Source organism: Rothia sp. CCM 9416 (assembly GCF_048513535.1).
Classification (GTDB): Bacteria; Actinomycetota; Actinomycetes; order Actinomycetales; family Micrococcaceae; genus Rothia.
On record NZ_JBLXXR010000017.1, the window covers coordinates 1 to 15140 of the forward strand.

The window sequence follows — 15140 nt, forward strand, 5'->3', positions numbered from 1 at the left end:
ACCGATGCCGAGAAGTTTGGCACCGCAACCTCCTGGCAGATTCTGCTGGCTGATTACGTGACCACCACCGATGGTACCGGCCTGGTACACCAGGCACCTGCCTACGGTGAAGAGGACCAGAAGGCCTGCGAGGCTTACGGTATTCCCGTGATCCTCTCTATGGACGAAGGCGCTAAGTTCCTTGACCTGTTCGCCGACCCCAGCCTGGCTGAGGGTGCGCCCCTGGCAGATATTGCCGGTGTGCAGATTTTTGATGCCAACCGCACCATCATCAACGTACTCAAGGCCGACGGCACCCTGATTCGTGAGAAGTCCTACGTGCACTCCTACCCGCACTGCTGGCGCTGCCGCACCCCGCTGGTCTACCGCGCCATCACCTCCTGGTATGTGCGCGTCACCGACTTCAAAGACCGCATGAGCCAACTGAATGAGAATATCAACTGGATCCCCGAGAACGTCAAGCACGGTCAGTTCGGTAAGTGGGTAGAGAACGCCCGCGACTGGTCAATTTCACGTAACCGCTTCTGGGGCTCACCAATCCCTGTGTGGGTTTCCGATGACCCCAACTACCCCCGCACCGACGTTTACGGTTCACTGGCTGAGCTAGAGGCAGACTTCGGTCGCCTGCCCCTGAACAAGGACGGCCAGGTTGACCTGCATCGCCCCTACATTGACGAGCTAACCCGCCCAAACCCCGATGATCCCACCGGTAAGTCCACCATGCGCCGTGTAGAGGACGTACTGGATGTTTGGTTCGACTCCGGCTCCATGCCTTTCGCCCAGTTCCACTACCCCTTTGAAAACAAGGAGTGGTTCGAGGCTCACTACCCGGCTGACTTCATTGTGGAGTACATCGGCCAGACCCGCGGCTGGTTCTACACCATGCACATTCTGGCAACCGCGCTCTTTGATCGTACTGCCTTTGAGAACGTCATTGCTCACGGTATAGTGCTGGGCTCAGATGGGCAGAAGATGTCTAAGTCCCTGCGCAACTACCCCGATGTGTCCGAGGTGCTGGACCGCGATGGCTCTGACGCTATGCGCTGGTTCTTGATGTCTTCCCCCATTCTGCGCGGTGGCAACCTGATTGTGACCGAACAGGGTATCCGTGAGGGGGTCCGCCAGGTCATGCTACCCCTGTGGAACGTCTACCACTTCTTTGCTCTCTACACCAACGCAGCTCACCAGGGCACTGGCTACGAGGCAAAACTGGTCTCCGAGGCCGAGCACGTCATGGACCGCTTTATCCTGGGCAAGACCCGCCAGCTGGTCGCCCAGGTCACCGAGGCAATGGACGCCTACGATGTGTCTGCCGCCTGCGATGCTCTGCGTTCCTACACCGATGCTCTGACTAACTGGTATGTGCGCCGTTCCCGCGAGCGTTTCTTCAACGAAGATACCGCAGCCTTTGATGTGCTTTACACCGCCCTGGTCACTATGGTCAAGGTTGCCGCCCCCTTGCTTCCGCTGACCAGCGAGGAAATCTACCGTGGCCTGACCGGCGAGCGCTCGGTTCACCTGACCGATTTGCCCACCCCTGGGGACTTCAAGAACGAAGAGGACCTGCTTGCTCTCATGGAGACTACCCGGGCAGTTGCTTCTGCCGGTTCGGCTTTGCGTAAGGCTAAGAAGTTGCGCGTACGCCAGCCCCTGGCTCACCTGACTGTTGCTGTTGCTGGCGGTAAGGAACTCGCCGGAACCTTCGAGAGCATCATCGCTGATGAGCTAAATATCAAAACCGTTGAACTGATGGATGCCGCAGAGGTGGCCCCTGCTGACTTCGGTATCTCTCAGCAACTCAAGGTCAATGCGCGTGCCGCTGGGCCCCGCCTGGGCAAGCAGGTTCAGGTCGCTATCAAGGCTTCCAAGAGCGGTGACTGGAAGGTTGCCGAGGACGGTACTGTGGTCGTTGGCTTCCATGCTGTTGAGGGTGGTATGGCTCTTGAGGCCGGTGAATATGAGCTTGAAACCGTGGTCGCTGAGGCCGATGGGGCCGCCGAAGGCGCGGTTTCTGTTCTGCCCGGTGGAGGATTCCTAGTTCTTGATACCGCCCTGACCGATGAGCTCCTTGCAGAGGGCACTGCCCGCGATGCAATCCGCGCAATCCAGTCCGAGCGTAAAGAAGCCGGCCTGAACGTCGCTGACCGTATCAAGCTCACCGTCTTGGCACCTGCTGCTGACCTTGAAGCGATTCGCGCCCACGAGCAGCTGGTTGCAGGTGAGACTCTGGCAGTGAGCATCTCCTACGCTGAGGGAACTGAGTTCTCAGCCATCGTAGAGAAGGCCTAAATGACGGACCAGTCCCTGAATATAGATCCTGTCTTCACCGAGGTTCAGGCTCAGGGCGTCCTTGCGGATGACGCCCCCGGCCTGGCAACGGTCTACGCGGAGCTTCTTGGCCGTGCGCCCGAGAACAAGATGGAACCCCGTCTTGATGCAGTGCGTCGGGCTGTGGATATCCTGGGGGAGCCTCATCGCTCTGCCCCGGTGATTCATGTGACCGGAACGAACGGGAAGACCTCTACCGCCCGCATGATTGAGCGTCTGCTCATGGCCCACGATATCCGTACCGGCCGGTACACCAGCCCTCACCTGGCACGGGTCACCGAGCGCATCAGTATTGACGGTGCGCCGGTGGCAGATAGCACTTTTGTGCGTATCTGGGGCGAAATCAAGCCCTACCTGGATATTGTGGATGCTGAGCTTGAAGCCGCAGGTCAGCCCCGTATCACCTACTTTGAGGCCTTGACCATTCTGGCTTTCGCTATCTTTGCCGATGAGCCGGTTGACGTCATGGTTCTTGAAGTAGGTATCGGGGGCACCTGGGATGCCACCAATGTCGCCGATGCTACGGTTTCAGTGGTGACCCCCATCGGCCTTGACCACACCGACATACTGGGGGAGACCCTGGCCGAAATTGCCGCTGAAAAGGCCGGCATCATCAAACCTGATGGTTTCCTGGTTTCTGCCGTTCAGGACCCGCAGGCGGCACAGGTCTTACTTGAAGCAGCCCAGGCCCAGAACGCCGACTACCGTTTCGAGGGTGTTGAATTTGGGACGACCCAACGAACCGCAGGTGTGGGGGGCCAGCTCATCACTATTGAGGGCCTAGCTACCCGTTACGATGACATTGCCCTGCCACTCTTTGGTGCCCATCAGGCTCAGAACGCCTCGGTGGCCCTGGCAGCGGTGGAAGCATTCTTAGGTGGTGGGCAGAAAGAACTGAACCTTGAGCTGGTTAAACTGGCTTTTGGTGAGGTTCGTTCACCCGGTCGCCTGGAACTTGCCCGTACTGAGCCGCCCGTGGTGCTTGATGCGGCCCATAATCCTCACGGTTTGCTTGCATCGGCTACCGCTTTTAAGGAGTCCTTCAGCTTCCAGGAACTGCATCTGGTGGTAGGTATTCTGGGTGAGAAGGATGCTGCTGGCATGTTCGAGATCTTGCTCAGCGAGTACGTCGATCGTCAGGACTTCCGCACTGTTCTGCACCTGACTGCCTCTGATTCGCCGCGTGCAATTGCCCCGGAGGCTCTTGTGGAGCTGGCCCTTGAAGCAGGCTTTGATGAGGATAAGGTCGAGACCCACGAAAATGTGGCCGATGCTCTTGCTGCTGCTGCTGTCACTGTTGCGGCTGATGTTCCCAACCTGAACTCTGCTGTGCTGGTCACCGGTTCTATCACCGTAGTGGGCCAAGCCAGCACCCTGCTAGGTCTGTAAGGAAAGGAATACCGATGGCTCGTATGACACGCGCTCAGCGGGAGTGGAAGCCCGGGCAAGCCCCCAAACGGCGGTCTATCAAGGTTTTGTTTACCTCCATGGTGCTTTCTTTGGAAGCTCTGGTTGCTTTCTTTGCGACCCTGGCTATTTTTGGCCACCATTTCAATGACCCTACCTGGATCAAAGTCCTGATCTGGGTGCTGGGTCTTTTCCTGGCAGGTGCCCTGGTACTTACTCCGGCTCTGCTCCGTAAACCCTGGGGCTACCATCTGGGGTACCTCCTACAGGTCCTGCTGATTGCGGTTGGCTTTGCTCTGCCTTCCATGTTCTTGGTGGGTGCCGCTTTTGCGGTGGCCTATTGGTTTGGAGTGACTCGCGGTAGCCGCCTTGACGCGGAAAACGAGATTCGTGCCCGCGAACAGGAAGAATGGGAGAAGGCTCAGCGAAATAGATAAAGACTGAAACCTCTTCTAGCTACAACCTTTTCAAGCGGCCCGGTGCCCTCGCCCGCCCTGTGCGGTTCGGGGGCACTGCGCTTATGTCTGGTAACTCTAAGATTGATCCTCCTACTCTGGTAGGGTGAGAATAAACTTTTCCCTGACTACTAAAGGAGATCTTCATGTCTGAGCGCACCCTAATTTTGGTTAAGCCCGATGGCGTAGAACGCAACCTGACCGGTGAAATTTTGGCCCGTTTTGAGCGTAAGGGCTACCGCCTGGCTGAGCTAAAGATGCTGGTCCCCTCCCAGGAGCTTTTGGCCCAGCACTATGCAGAGCACGAGGGCAAACCCTTCTACGAGCCGCTGGTTTCTTACATGGGTTCCGGGTCTGTTGTTGCTCTGGTACTTGAGGGCGAGGGCGTTATTGAGGGTGCCCGCAGCCTGATGGGTTCCTCTAACCCCACCACTGCGGCTCCCGGCACTATCCGCGGTGACTTTGCCCGTGACTGGGGTCAGAGCGTCCAGAAGAACCTGGTTCACGGGTCCGATTCAGCTGAATCGGCAGCCCGAGAAATCGCCCTCTGGTTCGCCTCCTAAGGGTTTGAGGCAGGTGCCTAAAAGCTGTGGCCTCCACCGGTTGAGTGGAGGCCACAGCTTTTCTGATGGTGAGGCTGGGTTTAGAACATTCCCACGATCACGTCAAAGAAGCGGATAAAGACGATACCGAACACTAGAATTAGAATCAGTGTGATGGAGAACCAGGTCCAGGTGGGGGCGGCCAGACGGATTGATTCGGGAGCCGGGATGAGACCGGCCTGGAGGTTACGGGCTGTCACCCTAACAAAAATCATGGTCTGCATAACCCACACAATCATGCAGAACAGGCACAGGGCATTGATGTCAAAAGTAGTGTTGTACCAGAGCCAAAGAACGAAAGCCATAGCGAGCGTGTGCCCTACCTGCATACCGATCCAGTACCAGCGCTTGAAGCGGGCTCCAGCTATGAGAGCGGTGGAGATAGCGAGAACAATTCCGTAACCCACCAGACCGATGAAGGGGTTGGGGAAGCCGAATACTTCAGCCTGCCAGGTACGCATAACCGTTCCGCAGTTGAGAAGGGCGTTCAGGTCGCAGACAGATTTGTGGGCCCCGTCCATATAAATTTGCAGGCGCTCATAAACTAGCATCGAGGAAGAAGCTAAAGCGATGAGGCCAGGGAGTAGAGTGAACCAGCCCAGACGGCGGTCTGCTCTGGCATGTTCTTCTTCCGGTAGGGTATCAAGCCTGCTAACGGGTGTAGACACAGCGAATCCTTAGGTTTTATCTAGCGCTTACCTCTCCATAGTACGCGCAGGTTTCCCGGAGCAAGGGGGTAAGTGCCACCGTCGGGGTTTCTTTACGAAAGTTCACAGGTGCTGTATGGCTGTGGCCTTGATGGTCCTTGGAGCGGGCTGGTTTTGTGCTCGGTCTGCCGTGAAAGGCTCACCTACTTTAATGGGGCTAAATATCCCTGTCTGTGAGAGAATGAGTGTGGTAGTTTGCCGTCCGCATACGGTCTCACTACCCAGTAGGCACCCTGATAGGAGACCGCTACGCCGCTAGCTTTGCGCTGTCGGAGCGGTTATTCCCTGCAAAGAGTGGCCCCGGATGGGCTGCCTCGGAGGTCGCCGCTGGCCCGGTTTTCACTCGGTACGGAGCATAGAAGCCTTGACCGACCGAGGATAAGCCTAGGTGCTCTAGCGAACCGGGTAGACAGGATTTCGGTGGACACCGCGTTAGTAAGCGGTGGGATCATCGACGAACTATAAGTCCGCTCATGCGGTGGCGGCACATGTACTTAAAGGAGAGTGGACGCTGATGAGCAGCGAACAGAACGAGGCCCCAGAAAACCTCGAACCCCAGTCTGTGGAGGAACCTCAGACTGCGGTTAAAGATCAGCCTGAGACTCAGGAGGCTCCGGCCGCTGAGAATAAGCCCGTCAAAAAGCGGACTCGCACCCGTCGCCCTGTCACGAAGGCTCAACCCCAAGAAGTCGCGCCGCAGGGTGAATCCGATTCGGAGCCCGAAAGTCCTACAGTAACCAGCGAAGTCGACGAGTCTGCCGAACCCGCTGAGCCGTCATCTACCGACAGTGGCTCGGAAGCCACCGAAGGACCCTCAGGGCAGACTGAGGAAGAGGTAGAAGAAGCTGTTGTCGCCGAGGAAGAGGACCAAGCTGGCGGGCTAGACCCGACCATGACCGCCGAGGAACAGGCCGCAGAAACTGCCCGCCAGAAGACCCTGCGTGAACAGAAAGAAGAAGAACTGGCCCGTATTGCAGCTGCTGCCAGCGCTAATAGCCTGCTCTTCTACTCACCCGACCTTGATTCCATCAAGGAACAGCTCCGCGCTGAGGAAGAGGCCCGCCGTGCGGCAGAAGAGGCTGAGCGACGCGAGCGCCGTCTGGCTGATCTTGACCCTGAGGTTACTTCCCGCCGCCGTCGTCGTCGCCGCCGCGGCGACGCTGACCTTGAGTTTGAGGGTGGCACTGAGGGTGATCCCGAGGACACCGTTGTTAAGGTGCGCGCACCCCGCCTGCCTGATTCTCACAGTAGCAACCGGGTCACCGGTGTTCGCGGTTCTACCCGCCTTGAGGCTAAGCGCCAGCGCCGCCGCGAAACCCGCGCAACCGGCCGTCGTCGCCAGATCATCACCGAGGCTGAGTTCCTGGCCCGCCGCGAGTCGGTGGACCGCCAGATGCTGGTGCGTCAGAAGGACGATCGTATCCAGATCGGTGTTCTTGAAGACGGTATTCTGGCCGAGCATTTTGTCTCTAAGACCCAGCAGGATTCCCTGATTGGCAACGTCTATCTGGGCAAGGTCCAGAACGTTCTGCCCTCTATGGAAGCTGCTTTCGTTGACATTGGCCGTGGCCGTAACGCTGTGCTGTACGCGGGGGAGGTCAACTGGGATGTCAGTGGCCTGGATGGTGCCCCCCGCAAAATTGAGAACGCTCTCAAAGCTGGGGATTCGGTGCTGGTGCAGGTAACCAAGGACCCCGTGGGGCATAAGGGTGCCCGTTTGACCAGCCAGGTTTCGCTACCTGGTCGCTACCTGGTGTATGTACCCGGTGGCTCTATGACCGGTATTTCTCGTAAGCTACCCGATGTTGAACGTCAGCGCCTGAAGAGGATTCTTAAGGACAAGCTCCCCGAAGATGCGGGCGTTATTGTGCGTACTGCCGCTGAGGGCGCTAGCGAAGAAGAGCTGAGCAACGATATCAACCGTCTGCGTGTTCAGTGGGAGGAAATCAAGGGAAAGAGCGAGTCCCGCAAGGTACTTGCCCCTGAGCTTCTCTACCAGGAACCCGATCTGACTATCAAGACGGTCCGCGATGTCTTCAATGAGGACTTTACGTCCATGATGGTCCAGGGGCAGGAAGCCTGGGACTCGATTGAGGCCTATGTTACCTATGTTGCCCCCGACCTGCTCGATCGCCTCAAGCAGTGGGAAGAGGACGATGACCTCTTTGACCACTACCGTATTGAGGAACAGCTCCAGAAAGCACTGGACCGTAAGGTCTACCTGCCCTCCGGCGGTTCGCTGGTGATTGACCGCACCGAAGCTATGACCGTAGTCGATGTGAACACGGGCAAGTTCACCGGTAGCGGTGGCAACCTGGAAGAAACCGTTACTAAGAACAACCTGGAAGCGGCCGAAGAAATCGTCCGTCAGCTCCGTCTGCGCGATATTGGTGGCATCATCGTGGTTGACTTCATTGATATGGTCCTTGAGTCTAACCGCGAGCTGGTATTGCGCCGTCTGGTGGAGTGCCTGGGCCGTGACCGCACCAAGCACCAGGTCGCTGAAGTGACTTCCCTGGGTCTGGTTCAGATGACTCGTAAGCGTATGGGAACCGGCCTGCTTGAGGTTTTTTCGGAGCCCTGCGAGGCCTGTGCAGGCCGTGGTCTGCTGGTGCATGACCAGCCGCTGAAGGGCCGTAGCGGCGGCGCGTCGGACTTCATTCACCGTTCTGAGCGCGATGACCGCAAGCGTTACCGCAACCAGAAGAATCAGGTTCGCCGTGCTGACATCGCCGAAATTGATGAGAGCGATGAGCAGAAGGCTGAGGCCCGTAAGGCGGCTCTTGCCAATCTGGTAGCCGCTACCAGTGGTCAGCACGAGGATGAAGAGGGAGAAGCCGAATCTAAGTCAGCTCGTAAGCGTAAGCGCCGCAAGCGTAACCGCCGTGCCGAAGCTGGTGCAGAATTTGATGTTAGCCAGCAGGGTGCAGAGCAGGTCCTTACTATCGGTGATGATGTCATTGAGCTTCCCACCGGTGGTGAGCTTGAGTCTCTTGAAGAGGGCATGGGGGAGCAGGGCTCCTTCACGCTTGAAACTCTGGCCGCTGTGTTCGACTCTGAGGCCCCGGATCAAGAGGACAACCGCCCCGTAGGCCGTGCCCGCAACCAGGGTAAGCGCCGTGGGATTTCTGCCGATGCTCTGTCTGCGAACTCTGATGCCAGTTTGGAAGTTGACCCCGAGGCTGACTCTCGCTTTACGCAGAGCTCAACCAGGCTCGATGCTATCCGTGCCGCTGAGGCTAGGGCCCGCGCCTCCCAGCGTGCTGGCCGTGAGTACCAACCTCGCGACGGCGAAGAGTCTAAGGACTCTCCTCAGCGCGGTGGCGACCGTACGGGTCGTAGCTCCAACCGCCGTAACTGGAATGAGCGGGATAGCTCACCTGAAGGTGGTCGGGGCCGTGGCCGGCGTCCACGCAGGGCTACCAGCTCGGACGTCAAGTATGTCGCTCCCCTTGAGGTTCCTGCTGAACCCGGTGTCACCGGTGTGGCAACCCCAGGTAAGAAAGCTGCTGAGCCTGTTGCTGAGGTAGCGCAGGTCGAAGCTATCGCTGAGCCGGTAGCTGAGTCTCCGCGTAAGAAGCGCCGCCCCCGCCGTGCTGTCAGCTCAGGCGCCGGATCTTCGGCTGTCAAGACTGAGCAAGTTGCAGCTGCCCAGGGTACTTCGGTTGTTGCCAGCCTTGAGCAGGTTCAGAAGCCGGTAACCGCGGCTGAGAACGGCCCCGTTATGTTGGGTGTTGGTGTCTCTGCCGCCGATATCAAGCGTCAGGGCCGCTAAGCCCTAGCCGGTTGGCCCCCGCCCCTTCGCCGGGACGGGGGCCTATTTGCGTTTTGAGCTACCGCGAGATTGAGGGTGAGTGCTTGCCCACACCCCTGCTCTCTGCTTGCCCAACGCAAGGTTAAGGCGTAAACTTGTGAGCTGGTGCTGTTCTCACAAGCAAGCGTTAGCGTGAGTTCAGCTAGGGCATGAACATCCTCTAGGGTATTTCAAGGCCAAGCCAACAGAGGATAATTCATCACTGAAAATACCCGGTGCAAACTGTGGTAACCGGGTAAGGCACCTTGCTGTTGAGCCGGTGAAGCTTTCAGAGATGGTTATCTTGCAATTATTAAAATGACGTCAAGAGAAGTGAGTTCCCAAGTGGCATACGCAATTGTTCGCGCTGGCGGCCGCCAGGAAAAGGTCTCAGTAGGAGATCTCGTTACCCTTGACCGCGTCGCTGGTGAGCCTGGAAGCACTATTGAGCTTCCTGTACTGCTGCTAGTTGATGGGGACAAGGTCACCGCTGATGCAAAGACCCTGGCTTCTGCCAAGGTAACTGCTGAAAAGATCGAAGACCTCCGCGGTCCCAAGATCGTTATTCAGAAGTACAAGAACAAGACCGGTTACAAGAAGCGTCAGGGCTTCCGCGCCGAACTGACCACCGTTAAGATCACTGCGATCAAGGCGTAAGTTCGCACTAGACTGGTTTTAAAACAACCCATTCTTTTTACCTAAGGTAGGCATCAATGGCACATAAGAAGGGCGCAAGCTCCACCCGCAACGGCCGTGACTCAAACCCCCAGTACCTCGGTGTTAAGCGCTACGGCGGCGAGACCGTCAATGCCGGCGAGATTCTCGTTCGTCAGCGTGGCACCCACTTCCACCCCGGCAACAATGTTGGCCGCGGTGGCGATGACACCCTGTTCGCTCTGGCAGCAGGCAAGGTCGAGTTCGGTACCCGCAAGGGCCGCAAGGTAGTCAACATCCTTGCAGCCGCTGAGTAAGGTTTTATAGCTTTTTCAGTGTAGAGGGCGACCACGCTAGACGTGGTCGCCCTTTCTCATGTTTTTGGGTAAGGTTCGCAATAACCAGACCTGCTCTTTTTTGAGCCTGTAGACTTATACCCACACTATTTTTTATTTTTAGCTTTAAGGAGCTTTATTTCGTGGCAGAATTTGTAGATCGCGTGGTCCTGCACGCAACAGGCGGGCACGGTGGGCACGGCTGTGTCTCGGTTCGCCGTGAAAAGTTTAAGCCTTTGGGCGGTCCTAACGGCGGTAACGGGGGCAAAGGCGGTGACGTTATCCTGCGTGTGGACGGTCAAACAACCACCCTCCTGGAGTACCACCACAGCCCTCACCAGCACGCCCCTAACGGCGATATTGGCCGTGGCGACATGTCGCACGGCTTCAATGGGCAAGACCTTATTCTGCCTGTTCCCCAGGGCACCGTGGTTAAAGATAAAGACGGTAACGTGCTTGCAGACCTGATTCGCATGGGCGATGAGTTCGTTGCGGCTGAAGGTGGCATGGGGGGGTTGGGTAACGCGGCTCTGGCCTCGACCAAGCGTAAGGCACCTGGCTTCGCTCTGCTGGGCATTCCCGGTTCACAGCGAGATATCGTCCTTGAACTCAAGTCAATTGCCGATATCGCTCTGGTGGGCTACCCCTCAGCCGGTAAGTCTTCGCTGATTGCCGCTATTTCTGCTGCCCGCCCCAAGATTGCCGATTACCCATTCACCACCCTGATTCCTAACCTGGGTGTTGTGCAGGCAGGCGATACCCGTTACACCGTAGCCGATGTACCCGGCCTCATCGAGGGAGCCTCAGAAGGAAAGGGCCTGGGCCATAGGTTCCTGCGTCACGTAGAGCGCTCAAGCGCACTGGTACATGTCATTGACTGCGCCACCTTGGAACCCAACCGCGACCCCATCTCTGACTTCGATGTGATTCGTGCTGAGCTGGAAAACTACGAGGTTGACCCCACCGCCGGTGTGACCGTCCCCCTCAACGATCGCCCCCAGATTATCGCTCTGAACAAGGTCGATGTCCCCGAAGCGCGTGAGCTTGCCGAGTTCGTGCGCCCCATGTTTGAAGAGCGCGGCTACAAAGTCTTTGAGATTTCTACCGCCTCTCATGAGGGCCTGCGCCAGCTCACTTTTGCCATGGCCAAGCTGGTGGAGGAAGACCGCGAGGCACGCAAGAAGAGCAAAGAGACACCTGCTGAAGATGTCACCATCGTCAAGCCCAAGGGCTTCCGCTCGCGTAAGCGCCAGGAGTTCATTATCCGCAAGGAAGAACGTAACCTGGAGCCCCTGTTCCGCGTGATGGGCGAAAAGCCTGAACGCTGGATCAAACAGACTGACTTTAACAACGATGAGGCCGTGGGCTATCTGGCCGACCGTCTGAACCGTCTGGGCGTGGAGGACGAACTTTTCAAGGCCGGTGCCGTTGCGGGTGATGCCGTGGTCATCGGTGAAGAAGCCGATGCAGTGGTCTTTGACTGGGAACCCACTATGGTTGGTGGCGCAGAGCTACTCTCCTCACCGCGCGGTACCGATGCCCGCCTTGAAGAGCTGATTCGCCCGACTCGTGCCCAGCGTAAGGCTGAGTTCCACGAGCGTATGGATGCCAAGGCTGAGGCTCGAGCAGAGCTTGAAGCTGAGCGTAAAGCCGGTATTTGGACCGAATCTGTTGCCCAGAAGAATTCAAAGCGCTCTCAGGATTCCTCGGACCAGTAGGGCGCCGGGTATAAATCTGCGATTAGGGTTTCATAATGTGCAATGAGTCGCCTGCCAGCGTGAGTTGGTGGGCGACTCTGCTGTATATTCAAAGAGCTAAAGACGATTCTTTAAGGGAGCTAAGCAATGGATTTGAAGGACGCCTTTCAAGCGAGTGCTGAGTCTCGGGGCAAACACCGGCGTAGCCCGATTCTCCATCGCTCGGATATGCCGCTGGCTCAGCGCATTGTGGTGAAAGTTGGTTCCTCATCCCTTACCTCTATTGAGAATTCGCTGGACGAGCTGGCTATTGCTACCATCTCCGATGTCCTCGCCAAGAAAAAGCGGCAGCACCCCAACATTGAGCTGGTTTTTGTGTCTTCAGGTGCTATTGCCGCCGGGTTGGCACCGCTGGGGCTGTCACGCCGTCCTAAGGATTTGGCGACCCAGCAGGCTGCGGCATCGGTGGGGCAGTCGCTGTTGATGAGCCGCTATACCGATATTTTCTCTCGCTACGGCGTGACTGTTTCACAGGTGCTCTTGACCGCTGAGGACCTCATGGCCCGTGACCGCTACCAGAATGCCCACCGCCAGTTGGAGCGCCTTTTGGATTTGGGAGTCATGCCCATTATTAACGAGAACGATGCGGTGGCGACCACTGAGATTAAGTTTGGCGACAATGACCGGATTGCGGCGCTGGTTGCCCATACGGTCAAAGCTGATGCTCTACTCTTGCTATCCGATGTTGATGCGCTCTACACACGTCACCCTGACCAGGGCGGTGAACGTGTCAGCCACGTAAAAAATGAGCAGGATTTGGCTGGGCTGAGTATTGGCTCGGTGGGTTCTGCCGGTGTTGGCTCAGGCGGTATGGTTACTAAGGTCAAGGCGGCCCAGGTGGCCGCCGCCTCAGGCATTCCTGCCCTGGTCACCAGCGCGGCTCTGGCCCGCCAAGCCTTTGCTGGTGAGGACGTGGGCACCTGGTTCTACGCTACCGGCGAGCGCCGGCCCGTCCAGACCCTGTGGTTGGAACATCTGGCCGACATTGAGGGAACCCTGGTCGTGGACAAGGGAGCCGCCGCAGCTCTGCTCCGCCGACGCTCGCTTCTGGCTGCTGGGCTGGTGCGTGTTTCCGGGAACTTTGAGGGCGGTAGCCCCGTAGCGATTGCCGATGAGTCAGGCACGGTTCTTGCCCACGCTTTGAGCTCCTACTCTTCTGATCAGACAGCGCAGATGGTGGGGCTACATACCGGGCAGATTCAGCAGGCTATGGGTGAAACATACGACGGTACAGTCGCCCACGCCGATAATATTGCCCTGGTTGCTAGTGCCGTGCGTTAGATAAAGTTTTCCTGGCTGATGCCCTGATCTGTCGCTAGCATGGGGTGTAGGTTTTGAACGAGTGAAGGAGTTAGGGTGATGGCAGAGCAACTGCTTGTTCCAGAAGACGTGATGTGTCAGGTAGCCGATATGGCTGAGGATGCACGCATTGCCTCGCGTAGGCTGGCGAAGGCTGATACCCGGTGGAAGAATAAAGCCCTGCTTGCGGTAGCGGATTCTTTGGAACTTCACGCCGAGATTATTACGGAGCAGAACGCTCTGGACCTTGCCCGGGAGCGGGATAAGGGCATGAGCGAGGCCATGCTGGATAGGCTTGCCCTGAACCCCAAGCGTGTGAGTGAGCTGTCAGCTGCTCTGCGTGAGCTGGTTGCCCTTCCAGATCCCGTGGGCCAGCTGGTGCGGGGTTCAACCTTACCCAACGGTCTGCGTATGCAGCAGGTTCGGGTGCCCCTGGGCGTTATTGGTGCCATTTATGAGGCAAGGCCGAATGTCACGGTCGATATTGCTGGCCTGGCTATTAAATCCGGTAATGCGGTCATGCTTCGTGGCGGCTCAGCTGCTGCCAAAACCAATCAGGTCATTGTTCGAATTATCCGTGATGCTGTGCACGCTACCGGGCTACCGATTGACTCAGTGCAGTCTGTTGATGAGTTTGGTCGCGACGGCGCCAATGCGCTCATGCAGGCACGTGGCCTGATTGACGTCCTGATTCCGCGCGGTGGCCACCAGCTGATTCAGTCGGTGGTAAACAAGGCCCGTGTTCCCGTCATTGAGACCGGTGAAGGCAACTGCCATATCTTTGTCGATGTTTCAGCCGACCCTGCTCAGTCAGCTGAGATTTTGGTGAACGCTAAGACCCAGCGCCCCGGTACCTGCAACACGGTCGAGACCCTTCTGCTGGCTGAGGGCTCCGAAGCATCCTCTGCTGTCCTGGCCGCACTGGTCAAGGCAGGGGTAACCCTGCACCTTGATGAAGCGTCACGAGCTCACCTGCCTGCCGGTGCTCAGGCACTTGATGCAAGAGAAGAGGACTGGGCTACCGAGTACGGTTCTCTCGACCTAGCGGTTAAGACCGTCCCGGACCTGCCAGCCGCTATTGAACACATCCGCAAATACTCAACGGGCCACTCCGAGGCGATCCTGACAAATAGCGTGAGCAACGCAGAAAAGTTTATCCGTGATATCGATTCGGCTGCGGTTTATGTGAACGCTTCGACCCGCTTTACCGATGGTGGTCAGTTCGGTCTGGGCGCAGAAGTCGGCATTAGCACCCAGAAACTGCACGCTCGCGGTCCCATGGGTCTTGAACAACTGACCACAAGCAAGTGGATTGTGCGAGGTGACTGGCACACCCGCGACTAAGTGAGTAAAAAACTTGTCGGCTATCGGGGAAAGACCAGCAGAAGCCGGCTCTAACCGGTAGCATGGTGTTAGCTCCATACTATGCCCGCGCTGAGGGGAGCATACGCCCCTAAGGTTTGAAAGGTACACACATGATCTCATCTGCTCTTGCAGCAGGCACCGCAGTCCTTGCCTCCGAAGAAGGTAGCCACCAGCTCCATGTTCTGGGTATGCCTACCTACATGTTTGCCATTTTTGGCTTTGTCTTCTTCGGCCTGCTCTTTTTCATTACTATTTCTTTCTCTGGCCGCGGCATCGTTCGCCCCGATCATGCAGCTGACCATCTCTCAGAGGATGAGGCCAAAGCTCTACGTGATTACACCAGCAAGCACAAGCACTAATTAGCCTTTAGTAGATTCGGCGCGGTTGCCTGCAGTGACCTTTCGGGGCGCGGGGCCCGCGCCGAATCTGTACCCCGAA

General features: G+C 57.4%; 12 protein-coding genes. 11 read left to right on the top strand and 1 reads right to left on the bottom strand.

Features of this window, described 5'->3' with window-relative positions; all coding sequences use genetic code 11:
- The 4 genes from ACN080_RS07750 to ndk all read left to right on the top strand — a co-directional run.
- A partial coding sequence (locus tag ACN080_RS07750; protein ID WP_419113472.1) for a class I tRNA ligase family protein occupies positions 1-2289 on the top strand: 2289 nt, incomplete at its 5' end.
- Positions 2290-3717 (top strand): bifunctional folylpolyglutamate synthase/dihydrofolate synthase, encoded by a 1428-nt coding sequence (locus ACN080_RS07755; RefSeq protein WP_419113473.1) that lies wholly within the window; start codon positions 2290-2292, stop codon positions 3715-3717.
- A 14-nt stretch (positions 3718-3731) separates the two neighbouring features.
- Positions 3732-4172: a DUF4233 domain-containing protein gene (locus ACN080_RS07760; protein WP_419099572.1), complete on the top strand. Its 441-nt coding sequence runs from the start codon at positions 3732-3734 to the stop codon at positions 4170-4172.
- 164 nt (positions 4173-4336) lie between these two features.
- Positions 4337-4753 (top strand): nucleoside-diphosphate kinase, encoded by a 417-nt coding sequence (gene ndk, locus ACN080_RS07765; protein WP_419105316.1) that lies wholly within the window; start codon positions 4337-4339, stop codon positions 4751-4753.
- Positions 4754-4833: 80 nt separating this feature from the next.
- Here ndk and ACN080_RS07770 read toward each other — a convergent pair whose 3' ends face one another.
- A complete protein-coding gene (locus ACN080_RS07770) occupies positions 4834-5460 on the bottom strand; it encodes a vitamin K epoxide reductase family protein (RefSeq protein ID WP_419099574.1) in 627 nt (208 codons plus the stop codon).
- A gap of 553 nt (positions 5461-6013) precedes the next feature.
- Between ACN080_RS07770 and ACN080_RS07775 the strand changes: the two genes are divergently transcribed.
- From ACN080_RS07775 to ACN080_RS07805, 7 genes are all read left to right on the top strand, one after another.
- Positions 6014-9274, top strand: a complete 3261-nt coding sequence (locus tag ACN080_RS07775; RefSeq protein WP_419113474.1) for an Rne/Rng family ribonuclease — start codon at positions 6014-6016, stop codon at positions 9272-9274.
- A gap of 363 nt (positions 9275-9637) precedes the next feature.
- Positions 9638-9949, top strand: coding sequence for a 50S ribosomal protein L21 (gene rplU / locus ACN080_RS07780; RefSeq protein ID WP_419099576.1), 312 nt, complete (start codon positions 9638-9640; stop codon positions 9947-9949).
- Positions 9950-10005: 56 nt separating this feature from the next.
- Positions 10006-10263 carry a 50S ribosomal protein L27 gene (gene rpmA / locus ACN080_RS07785; RefSeq protein ID WP_135013898.1) on the top strand — a complete coding sequence of 86 codons (258 nt, stop codon included), beginning with the start codon at positions 10006-10008 and terminating at the stop codon, positions 10261-10263.
- A 161-nt stretch (positions 10264-10424) separates the two neighbouring features.
- Positions 10425-11999, top strand: a complete 1575-nt coding sequence (gene obgE, locus ACN080_RS07790) for a GTPase ObgE (protein ID WP_419099577.1) — start codon at positions 10425-10427, stop codon at positions 11997-11999.
- Positions 12000-12125: 126 nt separating this feature from the next.
- Positions 12126-13319: a glutamate 5-kinase gene (proB, locus tag ACN080_RS07795; protein WP_419099578.1), complete on the top strand. Its 1194-nt coding sequence runs from the start codon at positions 12126-12128 to the stop codon at positions 13317-13319.
- A 78-nt stretch (positions 13320-13397) separates the two neighbouring features.
- Positions 13398-14681, top strand: coding sequence for a glutamate-5-semialdehyde dehydrogenase (locus ACN080_RS07800; RefSeq protein ID WP_419113475.1), 1284 nt, complete (start codon positions 13398-13400; stop codon positions 14679-14681).
- 131 nt (positions 14682-14812) lie between these two features.
- Positions 14813-15061 (top strand): hypothetical protein, encoded by a 249-nt coding sequence (locus ACN080_RS07805; protein WP_419099580.1) that lies wholly within the window; start codon positions 14813-14815, stop codon positions 15059-15061.
- The last annotated feature ends 79 nt before the right edge of the window (positions 15062-15140 follow it).

Excerpts from the sequence above, each read along its gene's own strand:
- ACN080_RS07755 (WP_419113473.1), top strand. The coding sequence starts at position 2,290 with ATGACGGACCAGTCCCTGAATATAGATCCTGTCTTCACCGAGGTTCAG.
- ACN080_RS07760 (WP_419099572.1), top strand. The coding sequence starts at position 3,732 with ATGGCTCGTATGACACGCGCTCAGCGGGAGTGGAAGCCCGGGCAAGCC.
- ndk (WP_419105316.1), top strand. The coding sequence starts at position 4,337 with ATGTCTGAGCGCACCCTAATTTTGGTTAAGCCCGATGGCGTAGAACGC.
- ACN080_RS07775 (WP_419113474.1), top strand. The coding sequence starts at position 6,014 with ATGAGCAGCGAACAGAACGAGGCCCCAGAAAACCTCGAACCCCAGTCT.
- rpmA (WP_135013898.1), top strand. The coding sequence starts at position 10,006 with ATGGCACATAAGAAGGGCGCAAGCTCCACCCGCAACGGCCGTGACTCA.
- proB (WP_419099578.1), top strand. The coding sequence starts at position 12,126 with ATGGATTTGAAGGACGCCTTTCAAGCGAGTGCTGAGTCTCGGGGCAAA.
- ACN080_RS07800 (WP_419113475.1), top strand. The coding sequence starts at position 13,398 with ATGGCAGAGCAACTGCTTGTTCCAGAAGACGTGATGTGTCAGGTAGCC.
- ACN080_RS07805 (WP_419099580.1), top strand. The coding sequence starts at position 14,813 with ATGATCTCATCTGCTCTTGCAGCAGGCACCGCAGTCCTTGCCTCCGAA.